Raw genomic sequence first — 19,540 nt, forward strand, 5'->3', positions numbered from 1 at the left:
ATCAGAGAAACGTCAAACATCACAAATGCTGATGACTTTGAGTGGCCTGGGTTCGGCTATGAATACAAAAAAGCCGCCCGTTTGACTACGAGCGGCTCAGTTTTTAAATAAGCTAGCGTGATTTTATACTGCTTGGGCAAACAGCAAGAAACAGCCGAATAGGAAGATCATGCTCATTCCCATTGCGCCGCCACCAGCTTCATAAATATTGTCATCTTTTACCGGCACTCGGCGCACTTTCATGGTCATTGATAATGGGACAAAGACCGCGAGAAACACAAGAATAATCCCCGCGTAGCTGAGAATAGCTAGGAAGTGTTCTGGCGCAAATACAGCACCTAATAGTGGTAGCACAAAAGTAGTAACAAAAATCACTGGCTTACTTGCTTTCAGTAGGTCTGCATTTTGATCGTATAGCGCCATTGCAACACCTAAGAACGACGTTAGTAGTGCCAAACCAGTAAACATGGATAGGATGAACTCTAAGCCCTCGTATTGCTGACCTAGTACCGATATCAACTCTGTTACGTTGGAGTATTGAACAAGCTCATGAGGTGGTAGGTTGCCGACAACCGCTAACAACCATAATAGGTAACAAACAAGCGGAATAGTTGAGCCCACGATAATCATATTACGCAGCTGTGTTTTACTCGCTTCTTTGTTGTAAGTTACAAGCGATGGGATCACGACCATAAAACCGAAACTGGTGAAAAGCACCGAACTGGTTTTGATAAGTGCCATTTTATCGTCGCTCACAACCTCATCAAGTCCTTCAAACGAGACGCTTGGTGCAAGCGCAAAAAGTGTCAGGATCAGCGCTACGATCATGCCTAGGAACAAACCGCGATTCAGCTTATCTACTACCCCTGTACCTGCCGAAACAATGATACCAACTAAAAGAGTAAAACCGACTTGGCTTGAGATCGTAGATGTTGGAAGCCCAATTGAGGCTGTTACTTTTTGTACGAGATCACCCGCACCAATGATGTAAGCCATTAATAGACAAACTAACAGGGCGTAAAGCAAGCTGTTGGTTACCAACTGGCCTCCTTTACCAAGCGTTTCGCGAGCAATTGCATTCATGCTCACACCACCACCTACTTTACAACTGGCTTCAAGAAGGAGCAGCGCAGCATAAGTCGTTCCAGCCCAGATGAACAACATAAGAAGAGTGCCCCAAAGGAGGCCAAATTGAGCAAGCACCATTGGTATAGCAAGCATACCAGCGCCAAGAGCAGTACCTGCAACGATCAGGGAGCTGCCGACAAGTTTTAGGTTCACGGTTAATACCTCTAAATTCAATCCGTTAATTTCTCACCAGTTGTGCTTTATCTAAAGCACACAACAAAACGCTCCGACTTAGTCAAAATTTGGTTACAAGAGCACTATGTTACAAGAGCCCTGTATGGCTAAGAAAACATGCAACAAAAGGTGGTTAATCATTTGCACATGAACACTTGAGAGTCATTTTTGGCGATGTCATCGCTGATGAAATGTGCGCAACTTTGGGTTCGAAGCAAAATTGTTCATCTTAATTCATCAACCCCATTCGTTATGAATGGATTTGGTTCGAAAAGATTGTAAGGCATAAGCAGGACGATTGAAAAGCAAAAGGTCAATCTTATAGCGATATATTTTAACAACTCTTATCTTTTACCTAAGATGTGTTGTTTTTTTCGTCACTAATTAGTCTTTTATCGCTTAAAGAAAAGGAAGAACGTGCTCAATGGCTCAATTTGGCTGGGTGTACAGATTAATTTACAGGTTAAGTGAAGGTGTTAGATTCCAAGGACGTAGCCTAGATCGGACAATATCGCTATTATTCGCTGCGTACCGACACTGTTCGGTTCACATACCTCTAAACACTGATTTACGGTTCGAAAATATAGGTAAATGAGTGTCCGAATGCTGGGTGTGGTTCCCCAGCATTTGCATCCTTTCTTTTAGATGGCATCAATTGATCGAAATTCCATAAATCTTGTATCGCCCGACTTTACGGCTGTGTTAATACGCTTTATCTAGCGCGCCAATGATATAAGTTAACACTGGAATACCCATATCGGCGACCTGCTTCTCAGTCTCACTCATATTTTCATGCGCCATCCGCAACTCTACTTCACTTATCGATTCTTTGTGAAGGTAAAGCTCTTTGTAGTTCATCAATCGCTGTTGTGACTGTTGAATCAGTGTCACAACATTCTCTTTAGTCTCACGATGTTGCTGATCAATTTCACTAAATAAATGATCTAAAATGCGTTGCATTTTGCGAATAGAAGCTTTCGTTTCTATTGATTTGTATGATTGATACTTTTCCATTGAGTTAATAACTGACTAAAATATTTACGTTTTTATAAGACAGTTATTTTTATACTGATTGCAAAGCAGGTAAATATGTGGTGGTTAAACTGGTCCACTTCTTGCTCCGTTTAGGTCAAAACTGTCCTTTCAGGAGAGCACATGCAGGTAGACCCTATAATTCAAGCACTGATCGCAAGACGAAAATCGAATGGCCTCTCCCGTGAGCAAATGGCAAACATCGCTGGAATGAGCGTAAAAACATATCAAAGGATCGAGCGCGGAGAGTCCGATCTTAAACTCTCACAATATCGTGCCATATTGCGTTCGCTTCATTTGACTGACCTAGATATTGCCTTAGATGTACGTGATGTTCAGCATGTCACAGCAAATGACTTAACGGCCGTGGCGCGATTGCTCTCACCGGAAGCTCAGTCCCTGCTCGTTCGCCTGTTATCGTTAATCCTTGAACAAAAGAACAAGAAAGGTGATTAACCACATTACTCATACTCAAACGATGAATGCCCTGTTGAGCGTTGAAACATGAATCGTTTAGACAAAAATAAAACTCGTCAAATGACGAGTTTTATTCTTTATATCAGTCCGTTACTCTAGGCTTTTTAATTCCGATGTATCAACGCCTTTTATTGCATCTTTCGCCACTTTATCAGGATCAAAGACATCACGTTCTTCATACGAATTATCAATCATGCCTTGTCCTATCGCGGTCGCCTGCTTTTGTAACTTGTTACCCTCTACCTCACCAGCATCCCAGCCTTGTCGATAATCGGAGTCGGTTTGATACCTTGTTTCGTCCTTAATATAGTGTTCAAAATCATTCCCTGCCTCTTGCATACCACTATGCCGACCGTCATGAAAGCCTTGAATATAAGCTTCATCATAACCGCTCTCTTTTAACGCGCTGTCACTCGTACCACAGCCTGAGAGGAGAACAAAAAATAGCGAAACGAATACCTTATGAAACATATTTAGGCCTCAAAGCTTTCAAATAAATTAATCATAGTTCGCGATTTCAACTTCTGCTTACTTCAGGCTATTAGATAGCATTGTGACTCGACGAAGCCTGTGAACTTGAGTCCCTACAGTGAGTACAAAGCTGGACAAAGCATCACACCTACTGATAAACATTATACTCAACGCGCGTTTAATACTTCCATCGCAAGTGCTTCATCATCTTGCTCAGCCAAACCGCTAATGCCAATTGCACCGACGATTTTCCCCTCTTGTTCTATAGGCACACCACCCATAAAGCCTGTGATCTTCGGGTCAGTCCAATAACTCAACTGCTTACCCGTCTCACGAGCCCAAGCACCCAGATTGCCGCTAGGCTGACGGTCTCTAGCCGAGGTGTAAGCTTTGTTCTGGGCCAACAAACCTGCTTGCAGACTCACATCATCCATTCGGGCAAAACCGAGCAATTCTCCATGTGTATCAACCACGGCAACCGCAATGTTTTGCTTGCGAGCAGTCGCAATTTCCAATGCCGTTTGAATCAGAGTTTGAACTTGTACGTATTTCATTTTTCTCTCCTACGGGATCTCATGACCAAGGGTTTTCTCGAGCAAGCCATACCAATGGCTGCGCGACAGCGTGACGTTTTCCACTTGAGCACAAGCGCGAATACGTTGTGGGTTTGCAGTACCAATAACAGGCTGAATTTGGTTTGGATGACGCGTCAGGAAGGCTAAAACAATCGCCTCAGACGACACGCCATATTCAGCTGCCAGCGCCATCACCATCTCCGCCGTCTGTCTGGTGTTGTGATCATCAGAATGTAAGCCACGCTCTGAGAATCTTCCCTGCGCCATACTGCCCCACGCTTGCAGTTGGATATTGTGCTTACGGGCATGTTCCAGTGTTCCTGCAACGTAATCAGATGCCGACGAAGGAAGCCCCATGCCTTGCTTGATGAAGTCAGACTTAGCCAGACTCATTTCCAACTGGTTCGCCACGATAACTTCACCCGTAGCTTGTTGGAGAAGATCAATTTGAGCACTGTTCATGTTAGAGACACCAAAGTGGTTAACTTTGCCAGCTTGTTTCAGTGCTTGGAGCGCTGTGCCCAGTTCTTCAAATTCAACCAAAGGATCCGGGCGATGCAGCATCAAAACATCAAGGTTTTCCACGCCAAGGCGTTCAAGAATGCTCTCAACAGAAGCCGTCACCCATTTAGCAGAGAAGTCATACTGCTTCACACCTTGCTCATCTCCTAGACGGATGCCGCACTTGGATTGCAGATAAATTCGTTCTCGTAACGTTGAGTCATTGGCTAAGATGCACCCAAACGCTTCTTCAGCCTTACCGAATTTGTAGATATCCGCATGATCAAAGAGATTGATGCCAACCTCTAATGCTGCCTCTACAGCGGCATAAGCTTGGTTTTCATCTTGGGCGGTTAATGGGTTGCGATTCCACTCCCCTCCAAGTCCCATACAGCCGAAGACCAAGCGGCTAACGTTAGGTAAGGTTTTGGCGAGCGGTAGTGTTGGATTGTTCATCGTTATTCTCACTTTTCCGATTTCTGCATCTTCAATTTCTTAAATTAACTCGAACCATCTTACCGTTCGTAAAAATTAGTTTAATACCGTAAAATCGAATTCATTATCCTCGTTACCGAACAATTAAAGCGAGCAATAAAGATGGCAGATTATAAGAGAATCGAAAAACTGATGCTGTTTGCTGAAGTGGCTCAAACACTCAACTTTTCTAGAGCAGCAGAGCAACTTGGTATCTCTAAAAGTTACCTGTCGGAACAAATCAAGCGATTGGAATCGGAACTCGCCACGCCTTTGATTGTTCGAACCACACGCAGCGTGAGATTGACGGCAGAAGGTGAATCGATCTTTGCACAAGCGGAAGATCTCAAACGCCGCGTAATGGAAATGGAAAAGAGTTTAAGTCAGCAATCTGAGCAAGTAGACGGTCTGATTCGTCTTACTGCTCCCAAGATGTTTGCCGAAGCGGTGCTGCATGATTTGTGTGTGGCGTTTCGCGCTTTACATCCAAACGTAGAGTTCGAGATTCTTTCTAGCTATCAAGCGTTTAATCTGACGGAAACCAGCGTCGACTTTGCGTTTCGAGCAACAAGAACGCCGCCCGAGAATATGATTGCGCATCACCTTTTGGACTACCACCACTGGCTGGTTGCCTCTCCTCAGTATCTGCAAGAAGAAGGTACGCCAGAGACGTTAGCAGATTTAAAACAGCATCAATGCTTAACCACATTGCATCAAAAAGAGTGGCCGTTAAAAACGGGAACAGTTCAAACCCAAGGTTGGCTTTCAAGCAATGAAAACCGCTTACTCAAAGAATCAGCCCTGTCTGGCAATGGCATTGCTCGGTTAGCAAGTTACTTTGTCGAACAAGACGTTGAGCACGGCCGTCTAGTGCAGGTTTTATCGGAAGAAACCGACCACCAGCACAACGCGGTGTACTTGGTGTACCCACAACTTATCTATCAATCGGCGAAAACCAGAGCCTTCATTGAATTTGTGAAGCAGCACTTTGCTCAATAACTAAAGCAGTTAATCCGCCGACCACACCGAGCGAATATCTGGCCAACCCCAGTTAGTAAGAGCGACGTCTTCTAAAACACCTTGGAAACGCAAAGTTTGTGTATGGTGGAACATGGGTGCAATCCAATACTCGCTGATCAACGTCGATGCAATTGGCTCCAATGCATTAAGGTAGTCCTCAAGTGGAACGAAAGATCTGACTCTCTGTAGTTGTTCATCTAACCATTTTGCGTTCTTTTCTCCCAAAGTGTGGAATAGCACAGCGTTGCTGAAGAAGTTCGTGAACGCAGAGGCATGACGATTATCATCTAGGTTTATGTTCGTTACGACCATTGTCTCATTTAGCTCACCGTTCTTAGCCTTCTCGTTCAGCTCACGGTAGGAATACATAACAATTTCTACTTTACTGCCAACACTCGCCAAACGATTAGAAATAGCCCGCGCACAGCGACGCAACGCGGTATAGTTATATCCTGCTATCGTAATGTGTTTAGGTAACTTAAGCGGCTCACTGAACGGACGGAGCACTGGCTTCCAACCTGGTAGCAGGTTATAAGCGGGTATACTCCCAAATACAATATTCTCGCGGCGCATCACTTCGGCCAAGCGCTCAGGTTGAATTAGCTCACTAATATAACGGCGCTGCGCTAAAGAGAGTTTGTGCTTAGCGTGCTGATTAAATAAGGCGAATAAGCAACCATCTTCTATTCGACTACGCTTGCTCGCCGATGAGTTTTCTCGGTTTTGCGTCGACATATAGTGTCCACACAAATCCTCCTCGGGCGAAGTATCCCTTTGCAACGTATTTGCTGCCAATGACGGGTTCTCCATTTGCTCGTCATTAACAATCCAGATAGTCACCAAATCCGTTAGAACTCTACATGCATAGTAACCATTAAATGCTTGCAGTTTTAAACGACTTTCATTGTGCTCGACAACAGAGAATGGGCCACTTCCGACCACCAGCTTGTTATTCGCTACGTTAACTTGGCTTACTGGTTGAATGCCGTATTTCACACCAGAAATAAGTCCAGCAAAGCCCAAGTCAGCTCGATTAAGCTTAAAAACAACCTTCAATGGCGTTGGCGCAGTAATGTTAGCAACATGTGCCAACTCTTTTTCGTAATACTGTAGTGAACTCAATTTTGCAAACAAGCTAACCACTGTTTCTGCATCAATGGAATTACCATTATGAAAAGTCAGACCTGGACGAAGGTAGAAAGTCCATTCGTAGGTGTCTTCGTCATAACGCCAGTGATGTGCGAGTTCTGGTTGCACTTTCCCATTGTGATCACTCGAAACTAAGCAACAATAGATTTGCCTTAATAAGAAACGTTCGCTGCTACGCTGAAGTTGATGTGGAACGACGCGCTCAAACATTCGCTTATAGGTTAATTGAATATTGAGCTGTCCTTCTTGAACAGAAGCACCAGACGTTGTTTTTAACAAACGGCCAAATGCCATTTCGTCTTCATCTAATATCGCCAGTGCTTTTTCATACTTGCCTAACTTGATACGTTCAAGAGCCAAGCTCTCTTTTAAAACGTCTAACTCCATATTCAGAATAAGAGTCGATCGTTGATTCCGCCCAGCTTTCGGGTGCCAGCTCAACCACGCCTTCTGCTGCATCTGCGTTAGCAGGCTACGAGCATGCCGAGAAGAAGTGAACATGATGTCGGCAATGTCCTGTAACGTGGTTTTTGTTTCATCACCAACGCTAAACGAGAGTAATCGTTGGTAATAGCGAAACAAATTGAGATCAGACACTGAATCAACCTTAGAGCTGTGAAGCTTGTGGATAGGAATAGTTTACTTAAGTTGGCGGTAATAAAATAAGAAAACTTCCTAATTATCTGTTCCCCTTTTCCACAATTAACCTCCAAATTCGGCTTTAAAGCCCCATATATTTACGTTATTAGGAAAAAAGCCAACAAAAGCACTCTCTTTTTTATATCCCCTTTTATACACATAATTTACTCGTCAGCTAAAGGAGGAAAAAATGAAGAAGCCAATGATGGCGTACTTTTTTCAGCAACGCCTAGCTCAATCGAGTAATAAAATAGAAGTGATGACTCTGGTTTATCTTAACGATATGTTCCAGTGGTCATAGCCTAACCTCAAGCAGAACTTAGCTCCTGATACTACACCCCCACTTCGTTGTATCTTAAGTTCTGCTTTTTCATCATTTGCACTCCAATACCTTATTGCAGGTTACTAAAAGTTGACTATTTGAAATAGTATTATTTCATGCACTATTAGCGTTGTTGCAAAATTCTTACAAGAGGCTAAACAGCCTAAAGAGAAGTGATTTTGATATAAAACACTGAGCTTCAGGCATGCCAAACCCTCTAAGCTTGTTGAGCACTTTTAATCATGGTGTAAGTTTCACCAACTTGAGCGTTGTAGTTTCTTAGTTATAGTTTCTAACCCAGCAACTGCTTTACTCGATACATAGCTTTTTCGGAGAGTGCACATCTGAGCTCTTTCTTGACCTCCTTTATATACCGTAGAATGTCTTACATCCTAAAGCCAGATTACGAAGGTATCCACGCTCCTAAAAGGCCGATCCTTCCCTTGGCTAAATGATAGGAACTGCTTTCTTTATTCGTATGACATCATGGTATTTTCTTGTGCCATAAGTGCCATCATCTGATACTTCTAGGACCGTTTAATGTGTCTACCTAAGTAAATGGGGCAATACTTCGGCACCGGTTATTTAGATAAACTCAGAGCTACTTCGACTATTTCGCACGCGCTGGTATCTACGGCTAAATATAACTTGCGCCAGATACTCTATTGCGCTCCTAGTGTTGATTTAAATGAAAGCTTAATGCCCTATAGAGAAAACGCCCTTTACCACCAGTGCGGTAGTAATAGCTAGGTCTCAGATCCGACGAGACATAGTACGCTTGTTCGATTTGCTTTGCTTCTATTCGCTTATGGTTTATTCATCAACCCCAAAAGTGGGTGAGCCCCGGTTAATGAAGGCATTATTTAGTGGTTTTCTAACGAGGTTTACGCATATGGTTATGGTTATGGTTATGGTTATGGTTATGGTTATTAACTAGTGCAGCCTATCAAATCGCAACTTATTTATTTAGTTACATCAAATTACTCAGCACAGACGAATTTGGTAAGAAAAGTTAAGTAATATTAAATTTTTAATATCATTTAAATTTGACATTTCATTATAAATAGCATTAACAAATATAATTCACCATTAAAAAAGCCTAACAAAAATTAACAGTTAGGCTTTGTTTATTTTAAATGTAAAATATCATATAAACTAATTAATATATATGTTGCAAAACCGTGCTTGCAATCTGATTCACATTACTTCCATTAGCGTTAACCCCTTTAGAAGTAAAGTTCCACTCTTTATTTTTATAAGTCAAAAGGCCAATATAAATTCCTGTATGACCCCCTTGCTCATTTAAAGTGAAGCGACAAATCTCATTTGAAGATTGATCCAAAATACGGCAAAAAGCATTTTCGACTTTATCGAAAGTTTGTCCTCTAAAACTGTTAACTGTAACAGCAATGTATTTAACAGAATTAGGCAACTTTGTCAGGTTAATAGTAATTTTCTCATCGTCACCATCACCTTTGCCTGTCAAATTATCTCCTTGGTGGATAACAGACTTACACTTTGATTTCAACTGAGCGTACCAAACAGAATCTAGTACATTTAAATTTTCATCAATCAATAGGCAGGATGCATCTAAGTCAATTGAAGCGGTACCGAAAATAGAAGCAAGGAAACCTTTCGATTTAGCTACGTCCCAACCTAAACCAACAGTAATACTAGATAATTTTTCAACTTCTTTAGTAAGCGATATCGTTGAGTTCTTTGATAAATTAATAGACATAATCTTACCTTATTGATAACCAGCCACAATGTCGCCGAGACCTAGTTGGTAGCCAGCTCCAACTGCATGGAACTCCCACTCGTTACCACTTTTAACTAACGAACCTACTTGCACAGCAGATTCGTTTGCAAACTCTTGACCTAGTTTGTACTCAGCAATCAAGCTCCCAGTTACGTCATTGTAAAGCCTAATGTAGCTGGTATTTACATGTGAAAAACCACGTGTATCGTTATGAATCGTAACAAAAATAGATAACTCAGCTGCTCTTAGGTCAATTGATTGCAGATCTATGTTGATGACCTCATCATCACCATCGCCCGCACCGGTGCGGTTATCACCATGGTGTACCACCGCTCCCTGGGGACACTCCAGATTATTGTAAAAAACAAAGTGCTGATCAGACAAAAGTTTAGGCTGATCTTGTGCATCGTAAGAGCAAATAAATATACAGCAATCAATGTCAATTGGTGGTTCTGTGGGTATTAGATCCCAACCAAGCCCAAGCCTCAACTTACGCAACGCAGGCTCAGCTTTCGTTAAGTTTATTGTATTACCTTTTTCTAAATTAATCGACATTGATTATTCCTTATTTTTTAATAGCTTAGATAATTCTTTTTTCATATTAACCATTCTCTCATCAGCGATCTCGCGATTTCTAGCTCCCTCCTGTTCAATGGAAACAACATCTTGCAATGTGGTAATCAGAGTATTTTGCACGTGCTCCAGTGTTTCCAGATCTATAACTGAACGTTGATTCGCTCTTGCTGTTTGCAACGTATTTTGTCTTAATAAATCTGCATTTCTCTTAATTAAGTCATTTGTAGCATTGTCAATTTTGCCCGCAAGTTCTAGCGACTTTCTCTGCTCTAACATAGAAATAGCAAGCGTAAATTGCTTCTTCCACGATGGGATCGTTAATGTCTTAATATTGTCGAACTTCTCAATCAAAGTGATATTGTTAGTCTGTACCATCCGAATCATTGGAGCCGTTTGTAACGCAAGCATTTGCAATGACCTTAAGTCGTGAACACGTTTTTCAATACGATTGTGAAAGGACTGTAAGTCGCTTAATTCTTGCGCTTTTAAAGGAGAGTTTTCATCTTCAAGCTCTTTTGCTAAGACTTCTGCTTTACCTTTTATGAGCAAACGCCTTGATTCTCCGTATATTATGGCTTCTGTTAACGCCTTATACTGCGCTATGTTTTGAGAAAAAACAGTTTCGAGCTGAACAGAACGCTCCTGGAGACGCACTTGCTGCGAATTAATCTCTTTTACTACCCTGTCGAGCTGAGTGCTTACCGAGTTAAACTGAGCTAAAATAGCCTCTTTAGAATATTTGAATCTAGATATCAACTTTCCAAAAAAGCTGTCTTTCCCCATTAGCCCACTTAAATCAACTCCTTTAGCCAAGCCCACAACTTGATTTAGGTTCTCTCCCATTTCTTCCAGATCTTTAGTCCGAACTTGATTCAACATAGAGTCAGAATATTCAGCTATTTTCTCAGCTGACTCATGACCGAGAGTACTAATACCTCGTGACGAATAGATATCAATCTGATTAAGTTGAGTAACTATACGTTGAAATGCTTCTCTCGGGTTTAAGTTCGCTTCGTTCAGATCAGCTTGATAAACTTCAATCGATTTTTCAACACAACTGTATATACTTTTAACATTTTGTCCTTTAATCGTCGGAAGTTTAGAGATATCTGTAGTGCCTTCAACTATTAGTGAGTTTTCTATTGTTTTTACAACATTAGTATTAGATGAATTTTCTATATTGTTAGAATTAACATTTTTGGATGTAAAAGTCTTCGGTTGGAATACCATTTATCGCAGCTCCTCTATATTTCGAATCAATTGTTCCTGAATGTCGTTCAGCTCATAGTAAAGTATTGAATCGTTTGATTCGTCGATAGCAATAACTGTTAAAAATTGCTGTTTCCAGACTTGAATAATATCTACTTTAATTTTTTCTAACTGTTCAAAGCTACCTAACAAATTAGAGCTATATAATTCTATTTGGGGGAAAGTCAAATCTATAGATTGTTTTAGAGAAAGCAAAGTTTGTACTTTCCTTTCCCATCTTTTAATTGAATCAAATCCGTTTTTTTTAAAAGAGTCAGAAAGATTAATACTTTCTTGTTGAATTGATTTTTTTTCTTTATCCATCCTTAGTATCAATGCTAAAATTTTGAATATAAGGTTTTTATTCAAGCTTTGTAACTCTATAGACCAATACTGAAACTTTTCGAGATGCGTTCGCATTTCAGCTAGGTTATCAAATACTCGATTTATTCTTTCGTCAATATTATCACTTACATAATCAAAGTCATACTTAATCTTTCTTATTTTTTGATTATGGTTACCAAAAAGTTTAGATAGCTTCGTACCAAACTTATGTGGATTGAAAATATCAATATCTATACTTTTTGCCAATTTAATAATGATCTGTCCTAATCCTAAAATTTTATCTACCTTACTTAACTTAGCATAATCGGACAAAAACCCTTGTAATTGTTGGAATTTTTTTGACTCCACATTTCCAAATTCTATTTGATACATAGGATCATTGAAAATAATAGAATTGTAAATGTTAATTATAACCAAATAGTCTCCATTATTTAAATTGACATTTTTAAACTCTCTTCTACACAGTTTTTCAACTTCAATTTTAAAATCTTCTTCAACATTAACTAAGTCACTTTGAATTGACTTTATTTTATTGCTAAATAAAACTGAAGGTTTTTTCTTATTATTATATTTTATGTTTTTCCCATATTTTTCACTCTGAAGGTGTTCAAAACTCTCTTCGGATACAAGACTTCTATTAGACTTTATATGGCTAAATTTCTTGACAGCTAATTCATGTTTTTCTTCATTTTCAGGAAGTTCATTAACATGAGTTGGATCTAAATCTTTATGATGAAATGTTTTTATCATTACTTTTCGCACTATGATATTAAATCAAAACTTCCTCAATAATAATTATCAATTTGAGGTCATAAGTTGTCTAAAATGAATTAGCCAAAAATTTAGTTCGTTTAGCCCAATTACTGTGGCATGCTACTTCCATCATTTGTCCATTCATTTTATAAACTGCCGGGGAAGAATCTGCCAAAACTGACTCAGCTTGAACAATATGTGTATTTGAATAACTTTTAAAAAAACCTTCAATTATTTTAACTTGTTGAGGATGAATAGCAGTTTTTCCAAAAAGGCCATAGTTAACATCCATAGCAAGTTCCCTTATCAACGTTTTATGGTCATCGATCATATCAAACACAGGCGCAGAAAGCTCATAACCGTATGGCCTAAAAGCGATAATTAAATTCTCTATCACCGAACGTAAGGGGGTTTCATAAATTGTTTGGCCTGTCATACGTTTTATACCCAGAAGATTGAATAAATCGTTACCTCCTATACGAAGGCAAGTTATATCTCCATAGATATTTTGTAAACTTCTTCTAATCTCTGGTAATTTAAACGCATCAATTACATCAAGAGATTCTAAGGTAGGCATTAGTTTAAACTTAATAGAGTGACATTTTAATACTCTATGATAATCTTCATTTGTTTTTAGATCATATTTAGGGAGAACAAAACCATCTATTTTTTCAATCCCTCTAAAATACAATATATTTTCAAGAACTTCTGGGCTTCTGGGACGAATAAACCTTTTGAACTGTGTATTTGAACTATCTAATCCATCGATCGCAACACTCAAATTCTTAAGTGATTGATTCAATTCACCTTCAGAAATGGCATCTTCAGTACAAAAAACCATACTCTTTGATCCCAATCCTTCTTTCATTAACATTTTTAGATTCGGGTGATTACACGGAGTATACAATGTTGCTCCCAAAGAGAAGTAGCTAGAGATGTTCATTTTATTGCCTCTATATTAAGTGGCTTAATAAGTGCACATGCTTCAAATAGCAAGGTTGGTTCTTCTTCTACTTTGACTCCTTTTTCATCTGCTAGCATTAATAAATGTTTGACTTTATTGCTGTCTATTGAGCGAACAATAAGTAAAGAAGGAACACGTCTTAGCATGACTCTAGTTGCTTCGGCTATCCCAGGCTTAATATAGTTTACATCTTTAATAGAATATTTAATGGTCAATGAGGATATAAATCTTTTTATTTGATCTTTAGTGTTATCTAAATCGACAATTGTCTCATGTTGCTCAAAAGGTTCATCTTTAAAGTTTTCTTTCAAAAAACATTCTGCTATCTTTTCCACAAACCAGTGGGAATAGTCAAATTCTTTTAGGTGATTATTGATTACGCAGCCATGGAATTTTTGTTTTTTAGGATCTTGCCATAAACTTCGCGAAATCAAACCTGATACTGTAGAATTCAACATAGACGAAGGTATTGGATAGTCTTCTTTCGTGGCACAATAATCGGCAACCCCACCTGTATCACTGACAACATAAAGGTACGGTTTTATATCAGTATTATTTCTTTTGTTATAAGAGAAAATAGATCGCTTTAATTCCTTAGTGATTACTCCTTTTGCAGTCCAGCCGTCAATGAATACTAAGGAAGAGGAATCATATCTTTTAATTTTCAACAAGTAATCAAGAGCAACCGAATCAATACCTCTATCCCGAATAATGCTAATACTATAATGACAAACTTTTCTATTAAAATAATACTCTAACGCTCTCTTTATTAAAACGCCAATTGGTGTTCCTGCTCTAGCTAAAGAAACCAGAGTGATATCTCCCAATTGATTATTATTAATCTTTTCAGCGAGAGAAAAAATGTGTTTTGCTAGTTTGTTTTTATACTTATCGGTAAATTCAAAGAACAGTCTTTGATATTTAATTGATGGTTTTGATTCTTTGTTCAATAATTCAGAGTAATGAACCCCTTCAGACTGGATTAGATTTTCTTTTTCATTAATTGAAAAGAACTGACACTTGACAACCTCTAAGAGGAACTGACAGTCGTTCTCATTATAACTACCGATTATTGGAGATATAGATAAGCTCATAATATTATTACCAAGATAATGAATCTGCGATCTGGCTTTTAGTGGGCATCAAAGCAAAATCAGAAAGTTTCATAAATGGGATATCAGATAGGCTATCGCCCATGGTTAAAATTAATGACTTTTCATCTAGCTGACGTATTATATAATCAACAGCTAATTTTTTCTGGGTATAAGGTGGCAAAAGTGCCATATTTCGGCCATTAATATGTATTTTTATATCATTTAAATCTATACTGATTTGTGAAAGTATTGAATCGAATATAAAATCATAATCTATACCTTCAGTGCATTTTACACAAACATAACAATCAATATCATCCTCGGAAACAATATAACTTTGTGCATTAAACCCTTTAGAAAGTATAAATTCTTTTAATTCTTCATTTATTAAATTCAATTTATCAGACCATAATCCAAGTGGAAATTTATTTTTAATATGCTCAACCCAGGCGTTGCACTTCTTTCCGTTAGGTTCAATAATTAAAGCACCATGAGAAACGACCATCCACGACTTAAATAATGAACTTACTTGAACCCTTTTGAGCGTGTTATAACTCCGTCCAGTTACCGGAATAATTGTAGATCTAGTGTCAATAAATAACTCCAAAAGAGTCCGCTGTTTCTCTGACATAAATGAACGAGCTTGGCCGTCAATATCTAATGACGCTATAGAAAGGCTATCGCTTTCTGAAAACTTCCTTTTAGTTGCCATAAAACAATCATCAATATCTGTAAAAAGCACAGTACGCATGATAACTACTCTCTCTCAAGTGGAGGAAAACGCTGGGCTAATTGGTGCTCAGATCTAAGTGATTCATCTTCTAAAAAGAGCACTGGTAGCCTCTCATTCTCTTGAAGGTTATAAATGTAATGCTCTACATCTCGGCTATCCACCTGAAAAGCTTCTTTCGTATTAATTGCATTTCCCACCAAAATCGGGGAACGAGTTGTAGATTGAAAGATCACATCTCCTCCTCGACTCTCTGCTAGCTCCGCAGCTAGGAAAGGCAAATATAGGTGCTCTCCATCTCCGATAACAGTTCTCGGAAAAGTAATATCTAATACAGGTATATGACCACAGAATGGCATTTTCATAGCAAATCGCCCTAAATCATCCCTACAAGGCTTTTTGACAAGGTCTCCATCAACTTTTTCTGGGAGAGAAAGATTTAAGTTAGGCTTTGCCTGAAAGTCAAACTGACCATCAATTAATGAAACATGAGTAACTGTAACATCCCACTCTTCATACTGAGCGCGATTTTCTTCGCTTAACCAGTTGACTAATGAGACTATTACAACCTCTTTCACAAATCGCATCTTTGGTAAAATCTTATCACCGAGTAACTTTAGCGTACGACCAGTTGAAATCTCATCATCAACGAGTATAAGACGCTGACAATTAGAAATAGGTTCTAATAGTTCTATCTTTGGTTGATACAAAATATGATCAATAGCGTGACTATGATTTTCATCTAACGTAAACCAGATTGGCAGGTCGCACTTGTAACGAGTGGTATGCTGATAGTAAACTTCTCTGCTTTGTGCCCTAGCTAGACTATCCGCAACACCAGCACCAAAGCCCGTCGCGGTCTCAGCCATACCAATCACAAAACTGCTTAGATCATTATTAATCTGCGAAACAAGTAAATCATAAGTATCTCTCATCGTACTTGGTTTTACTGAAATATGTTTTCCTAAAACTTTAGAAACAAATAAAAAACCTCTTTTAGGGTTCTCTCTTGAAGCGAAGTCTAATAGATCCTCAAATGGCATCATCTGCTTAAATAAATCAATATTTAATGTTCCATTTTTAATTTCTATTTTAAATTTATTCATTATTATCGGTTGCTAATTAATTTCATTCATCGTGATTATTTACTTTCACAAATATAAAAAAGAATGAAGAGATCACTTAAAAAATAGAGTTAATATAATAATAAACATAAAAAATGTATATTAGGAACTTGCAGAAAGAACTAAAACTCTAATAATTTAGTGATTATGCATGTCAAGCATGTGCTTTTAACATCAAAATCGCCAAAAGTCTTAGTTTTTGTCCTTTCCATCGAAAATTAAAGGTAATTTCAATCGTATAACTTCCACGTAGATAAGGTGTAACACTTTACCTAAATCAATAGATTTAAATGCCTATTCCTCCGCACCTCTCCAACTTCAACATTTAATTCAATGATAACCGCTAACTTATCGTCATTCCTTAAGGCTCTAAACTCATTGTTTTATGAGAAGGTTTGCCTTTAAACCTAACTCGTTTTGAAGGTAACAGGTAAGCTAGTAGTTTATCACCCTAAGCTAAGTCAGATTACACCTTAAAGCTCCATTGCAGTTTTTGTGGTTACTAAAAGTTAACTAGTTGAAACACCGAAAAACAGAGTTTACATTGAAGTCTCATCCCCCAATCGCTTTGTTGAGAAAGGGGCATTCATGGATATACACCACCAATTCGGGAGTCAATATGGCAACTTCAGTGAAACTTAAAGCGGGCGACAGCTTCCCTCATCTTCAAGCCACTTTGCTAGATGGTTCAAGCGTAACGTTGGGTCAGCCGCAAGGTGATGCGACTTGGCAAGCAGTATTCGTTTATCGTGGTAAACACTGCCCTCTTTGTACTAAGTACCTCAACGAGCTTGAGAGTTACAAACAGGCTTTCGCTGATGCTGGCGTCGATATTCTTGCCGTTTCTGGCGATTCAAAAGCACAGCTAGAGGGGCATCTAGAGAAACTCGAAATCAGCTTCCCTATCGCTTACGGCCTGACCGAAGAACAAATGAAAACGCTAGGCTTGTATGTATCTATTCCTCGATCTGAACAGGAAACCGATCATAATTTCGCAGAACCAGGTCTGTTTGTGGTGAATGAACACGGCGACTTACACGTGGTGGATATTTCAAACAACCCGTTTGTTCGCCCTGAGCTTGGCGCACTATCACGCGGATTGGCATGGATTCGCGATCCAAACAATAACTACCCTATCCGTGGCACATTGGATTACTAATATCTTCTACACCCAAGTAAACTTTCTATCCTTAAATAAGCTAGGATTCTTGCCTTAGTGAGAATAACTTGGAATACATATCAGATCCGTGAGATCTGATATGTATCAACAAGTTGGAAATAGAGTCCTTGTTCATTATACAACGCCTTGATGAAAAACAAGATCAGTGAAGCCCAGGCTCCCCTCAAACAACGTTAGTTATTTACTTCTAAGTCACTTTCACGATAAATACATGAAATTAAGACTAAAAACTTAGACTTAACGGATATATAAATCATAACGGTACCTACACAAGTAGTTGGCTAGCGATTATTATCCTATTGCAACTCACAATTGTGCAAATCTAATAATTCATACCATAAATGAAAACATAGATACCGTAAGAGACAAAATAAAAGCAAACGATTAAATTATCAATAAAACACCGTTCAATTAAAATAAAAAACACTTCACTTTATAAAAGTGTAATTAATCGTTATTTGCAATCACACATCTTAATTGAGAAATACAGTATGAATAAAATCTCTTTGCTTTATATGGCCGTTTGTATCGGATTAGTTGGATGCGGTTCAGGAGGAAGCGACAACGATCCAGCAAAAGATATACATCCCACCATTTCAAATCCGGAACAAGTCAACGCAATGACGGTGGACAAAGGTCATTTCTATTGTTCTGTAAACCAACAAAAACTGGAACACGGAGGGACATCTGCAACCATGTCCTACCTGATTGAAAAGAAGAGAAATTCTACGGTTGTTGACGATTATGAATGCACCGAATACGGTTTAAAGAAAGGTGAGTCAATTATCGTCACTAAAAGTGCAATTGAAAACTTTTCATACTCAAAACATTATAAAAGCACGAAGAAGAATGACATTAATGGGTTTAAAATCATCTACCCTACAGGGCTTACGACTCCGATTAATAAAGATTATGAAAAAATTACGATCACGTATAATACGGAGAGACCTGACGTTAACATTAAGATAATTCAATATTTTGACGAAAAGTCTAAATTATATACCATCAAAAAATATGAAAGCCACGTTAACGACAACTCACCAATAGGTTTAGTTGAGAAAGAGGAATTCGATAAATATTCCGATTTTGAAAAGAAACTGGAATTAAATAGTGCTTTTTTAAATTCAACTGAAGTGAGTGATTTATTCTACAACTTACTAAGTATGATAAAATAATAACTAAAAATCAAAAACTTAAAAAGTACGATTATGCTCAAGTAGCTTCGATATGCCTGACTCGAAAGAGTACGTTGTTTTACGAAACAAATTACGATTTGAATGAAGTACATCTAAGTTACTTGGGTATAAACGGCGATGTATTGTTAATCAGCTTTCAAAAGAGAGTGACGTTTGCGATTAACTACTTTGGTCTTAACGAAGCTCAATTTGATGCTTTTCAGACCAAATTCGCAAATCATCAAGAATCTTAAGTGCGGTACGGCCGAACTCTGTTAGTTCATAGCTGACTGCAATTGGGCGGTCGCTGATCACTTTGCGCACCACCATACCTTCCGCTTCTAACTCTTTCAGGCGTTGGTCGATCATCTTTTTACTTGCACCGCCTAGCATGCGTGCTAAGTCATTGAAACGAACTGGGCCGTCTTTCAAATGATAAATCAGAGAACCTTTCCATTTACCACCAATTAGACGCATCCCTTTCTCGATAGCACATGGCTCCGCACATACGTTCGCCACTGACTTACGACCTTTGCTATCTACACTGATTCTGCTTTCCACAATACACCTCAAGATACGCACCTAATCTAGGTAACGAAAAGTAAGCTAGATACATTTAGTGCTTTAGAG

At 38.8% G+C, this 19,540-nt stretch carries 19 protein-coding genes and 1 pseudogene; 4 read left to right on the forward strand and 16 right to left on the reverse strand.

The features are described from left to right. Positions 1-123: 123 nt before the first annotated feature. Positions 124-1,281 (reverse strand): amino acid permease, encoded by a 1,158-nt coding sequence (locus tag R7P74_RS04955; protein WP_213867825.1) that lies wholly within the window; start codon positions 1,279-1,281, stop codon positions 124-126. Positions 1,282-2,004: 723 nt separating this feature from the next. Further along, positions 2,005-2,316 carry a hypothetical protein gene (locus R7P74_RS04960; RefSeq protein ID WP_005375472.1) on the reverse strand — a complete coding sequence of 104 codons (312 nt, stop codon included), beginning with the start codon at positions 2,314-2,316 and terminating at the stop codon, positions 2,005-2,007. Positions 2,317-2,457: 141 nt separating this feature from the next. Here R7P74_RS04960 and R7P74_RS04965 point away from each other — a divergent pair, with 141 nt between their 5' ends. Beyond that, complete coding sequence (locus tag R7P74_RS04965) at positions 2,458-2,790, forward strand: helix-turn-helix transcriptional regulator (RefSeq protein WP_005375470.1); 333 nt, start codon at positions 2,458-2,460, stop codon at positions 2,788-2,790. Positions 2,791-2,901: 111 nt separating this feature from the next. Here the strand turns inward: R7P74_RS04965 and R7P74_RS04970 are convergent, their stop codons facing one another. The 3 genes from R7P74_RS04970 to R7P74_RS04980 all read right to left on the reverse strand — a co-directional run bounded on the left by R7P74_RS04970 (position 2,902) and on the right by R7P74_RS04980 (position 4,814). After that, complete coding sequence (locus tag R7P74_RS04970; RefSeq protein WP_005375467.1) at positions 2,902-3,282, reverse strand: hypothetical protein; 381 nt, start codon at positions 3,280-3,282, stop codon at positions 2,902-2,904. A gap of 167 nt (positions 3,283-3,449) precedes the next feature. Continuing rightward, positions 3,450-3,836, reverse strand: a complete 387-nt coding sequence (locus R7P74_RS04975; protein ID WP_017821615.1) for a GlcG/HbpS family heme-binding protein — start codon at positions 3,834-3,836, stop codon at positions 3,450-3,452. A gap of 9 nt (positions 3,837-3,845) precedes the next feature. Continuing rightward, a complete protein-coding gene (locus R7P74_RS04980) occupies positions 3,846-4,814 on the reverse strand; it encodes an aldo/keto reductase (protein ID WP_318122717.1) in 969 nt (322 codons plus the stop codon). Positions 4,815-4,955: 141 nt separating this feature from the next. On the opposite strand from R7P74_RS04980, the gene R7P74_RS04985 reads away from it, so the two are divergent. Continuing rightward, entirely contained in the window at positions 4,956-5,831 is an 876-nt protein-coding gene (locus R7P74_RS04985) for a LysR family transcriptional regulator (protein WP_053307850.1), read from the forward strand. 9 nt (positions 5,832-5,840) lie between these two features. On the opposite strand, the gene R7P74_RS04990 is transcribed toward R7P74_RS04985, so the two are convergent. From R7P74_RS04990 to R7P74_RS05035, 10 genes and pseudogenes are all read right to left on the reverse strand, one after another. Next, a complete protein-coding gene (locus R7P74_RS04990; protein ID WP_053307851.1) occupies positions 5,841-7,598 on the reverse strand; it encodes an SgrR family transcriptional regulator in 1,758 nt (585 codons plus the stop codon). Positions 7,599-8,106: 508 nt separating this feature from the next. After that, positions 8,107-8,621 (reverse strand): annotated as a pseudogene (locus R7P74_RS04995) (IS5/IS1182 family transposase); the annotation flags it as partial. A gap of 500 nt (positions 8,622-9,121) precedes the next feature. Next, positions 9,122-9,700, reverse strand: coding sequence for a TerD family protein (locus R7P74_RS05000; protein WP_225473271.1), 579 nt, complete (start codon positions 9,698-9,700; stop codon positions 9,122-9,124). A 9-nt stretch (positions 9,701-9,709) separates the two neighbouring features. Then, positions 9,710-10,276: a TerD family protein gene (locus R7P74_RS05005; RefSeq protein WP_225473270.1), complete on the reverse strand. Its 567-nt coding sequence runs from the start codon at positions 10,274-10,276 to the stop codon at positions 9,710-9,712. Positions 10,277-10,279: 3 nt separating this feature from the next. Further along, on the reverse strand, positions 10,280-11,527 hold the full coding sequence (locus tag R7P74_RS05010; protein ID WP_225473268.1) for a toxic anion resistance protein: 1,248 nt from the start codon (positions 11,525-11,527) through the stop codon (positions 10,280-10,282). Next, a complete protein-coding gene (locus R7P74_RS05015; RefSeq protein WP_225473267.1) occupies positions 11,528-12,640 on the reverse strand; it encodes a hypothetical protein in 1,113 nt (370 codons plus the stop codon). Positions 12,641-12,710: 70 nt separating this feature from the next. Further along, positions 12,711-13,586 carry an HpcH/HpaI aldolase/citrate lyase family protein gene (locus tag R7P74_RS05020; RefSeq protein WP_225473266.1) on the reverse strand — a complete coding sequence of 292 codons (876 nt, stop codon included), beginning with the start codon at positions 13,584-13,586 and terminating at the stop codon, positions 12,711-12,713. Beyond that, positions 13,583-14,701, reverse strand: coding sequence for a cysteine protease StiP family protein (locus tag R7P74_RS05025; protein WP_053303783.1), 1,119 nt, complete (start codon positions 14,699-14,701; stop codon positions 13,583-13,585). The genes R7P74_RS05020 and R7P74_RS05025 overlap by 4 nt, the downstream gene beginning before the upstream one ends. 7 nt (positions 14,702-14,708) lie before the next feature. Then, positions 14,709-15,452: an HAD family hydrolase gene (locus tag R7P74_RS05030; RefSeq protein WP_053303784.1), complete on the reverse strand. Its 744-nt coding sequence runs from the start codon at positions 15,450-15,452 to the stop codon at positions 14,709-14,711. A gap of 5 nt (positions 15,453-15,457) precedes the next feature. After that, positions 15,458-16,537, reverse strand: coding sequence for a phosphoribosyltransferase domain-containing protein (locus R7P74_RS05035; protein ID WP_225473264.1), 1,080 nt, complete (start codon positions 16,535-16,537; stop codon positions 15,458-15,460). Positions 16,538-17,174: 637 nt separating this feature from the next. Here R7P74_RS05035 and R7P74_RS05040 point away from each other — a divergent pair. Together R7P74_RS05040 and R7P74_RS05045 are read left to right on the forward strand one after the other, a co-directional pair. Then, the gene (locus R7P74_RS05040; RefSeq protein ID WP_005385152.1) at positions 17,175-17,714 is read left to right on the forward strand and encodes a redoxin domain-containing protein; all 540 of its coding nucleotides are present in this window, start codon (positions 17,175-17,177) and stop codon (positions 17,712-17,714) included. Positions 17,715-18,226: 512 nt separating this feature from the next. Next, positions 18,227-18,910, forward strand: coding sequence for a hypothetical protein (locus R7P74_RS05045; protein WP_138939625.1), 684 nt, complete (start codon positions 18,227-18,229; stop codon positions 18,908-18,910). 195 nt (positions 18,911-19,105) lie between these two features. Here the strand turns inward: R7P74_RS05045 and R7P74_RS05050 are convergent, their stop codons facing one another. Beyond that, complete coding sequence (locus R7P74_RS05050; RefSeq protein ID WP_005375456.1) at positions 19,106-19,471, reverse strand: winged helix-turn-helix transcriptional regulator; 366 nt, start codon at positions 19,469-19,471, stop codon at positions 19,106-19,108. Positions 19,472-19,540 lie beyond the last annotated feature (69 nt).

The organism is Vibrio sp. 2033 (assembly GCF_033339735.1).